Raw genomic sequence first — 1,376 nt, 5'->3', positions numbered from 1 at the left:
GCGCGCTGGACGGCGCGCTGCGTGCCGCCGGCCAGGCGCCCGGCGCGGTGCCGGCCCAGCCGGAGGCCGACGAGACGCCCGAGAGCCTCGACGCGGCCTGGGCCGAAGCCCCCGTCGTCTTCGGACCCGGCGCCGATCCCGCCGCGGAATGCGGCCCCGAGGTGATGGCCGCGAAGCTCCGCGCGGCGCGCCGCGCCCCCAACCCGACCCCCCGCCGTCCGGTCATCCGGCACGTCGCGGCCACCCAAGGGTGAACGTCATGTCCGACTTCCTCGACCACCTGGCCTTCGGCATCTACCCCTACATCGCCGTCGCCATCTTCCTGCTCGGCAGCCTGGTCCGCTTCGAGCGCGAGCAGTACTCGTGGCGCAGCGGCTCCTCCCAGCTGCTGCGGCGCAAGCAGCTGATGGTGGGCAGCGTGCTGTTCCATGTCGGCATCCTGTTCCTGCTGGTCGGCCACACCGTCGGCCTGCTGACGCCGTCCGCCATCTACGGCTTGGTGATCACCGCGCCGCAGAAGCAGCTGCTGGCCATCGTCTCGGGCGGCGCGGCCGGGCTGCTCTGCTTCGTCGGCCTGACCATGCTGCTGCACCGCCGCCTCTACGACCCGCGCATCCGCGCCACCTCCTCCGCCGCGGACATCGCCATCCTGGCGCTGCTCTGGGTGCAGCTGGTCCTCGGCCTGCTGACCATTCCCTTCTCGCTCGGCCATCTGGACGGGTCGGTGATGATCCGGCTCAGCCACTGGGCGCAGCACGTCGTGACCTTCCAGGGCGACGCGGCCAGCCACCTCGACGGTGTCGGCTTCGTGTTCAAGGCCCACATCCTGCTCGGCCTGACGCTGTTCGTGGCCTTCCCCTTCTCCCGCCTGGTGCATGTCTGGTCGGCGCCGGTCACCTATGCCTTCAGGCCCTACCAGCTGGTGCGCCGCCGCGGCCGCAACGCGCGGGTGGCCTGAGCCATGCACGCGCACACGCACGCGCACCGGCCGGCGCCCTTCGCGCCGCCGGCCGTCCTTCTCGACGGCGTGGAGATCCCCCCCGTCGAGATCGCCGCGGAGATGCAGCACCATCCCGCCGAGACCGCGGAGGGCGCCTGGCACGCCGCGGCCGAGGCCCTGGTGATCCGCCGCCTGCTGCTGAACGAGGCCGCGCGCCGCGGCCTGGACGCGACGCCGGAGGCCGACGAGACCACCGACGACGCGCAGGTCCGCCGCCTCCTGGATGCCGAGCTCCGCATCCCCGAGGCGGACGAGGCCACGTGCCGCCGCTGGTACGAGGCGAACCGCGCGCGCTTCCGCACGCCGGCCGCCTGGCACGCGGTGCACCTGCTGGTCGCGGCCGATCCCGCCGACGTGCCGGCGCGCGCCGCCGCCC

The 1,376-nt window shown here is 73.9% G+C and carries 1 protein-coding gene and 2 pseudogenes; all 3 read left to right on the top strand.

Annotated elements, in window-relative coordinates; all coding sequences use genetic code 11:
- Window positions 1-254: pseudogene (locus OZN99_RS31630) on the top strand (hypothetical protein); the annotation flags it as partial.
- Between the two features lie 5 nt (window positions 255-259).
- The gene (narI, locus tag OZN99_RS31625; protein WP_270939155.1) at window positions 260-958 is read left to right on the top strand and encodes a respiratory nitrate reductase subunit gamma; all 699 of its coding nucleotides are present in this window, start codon (window positions 260-262) and stop codon (window positions 956-958) included.
- A gap of 3 nt (window positions 959-961) precedes the next feature.
- A pseudogene (locus OZN99_RS31620) lies at window positions 962-1,376 on the top strand (hypothetical protein); the annotation flags it as partial.

This window comes from Falsiroseomonas oryzae (assembly GCF_027856955.1).
In the GTDB taxonomy this organism is placed as follows: Bacteria; Pseudomonadota; Alphaproteobacteria; order Acetobacterales; family Acetobacteraceae; genus Falsiroseomonas; species Falsiroseomonas oryzae.
This window is presented reverse-complemented; position numbering and strand designations above follow the sequence as displayed.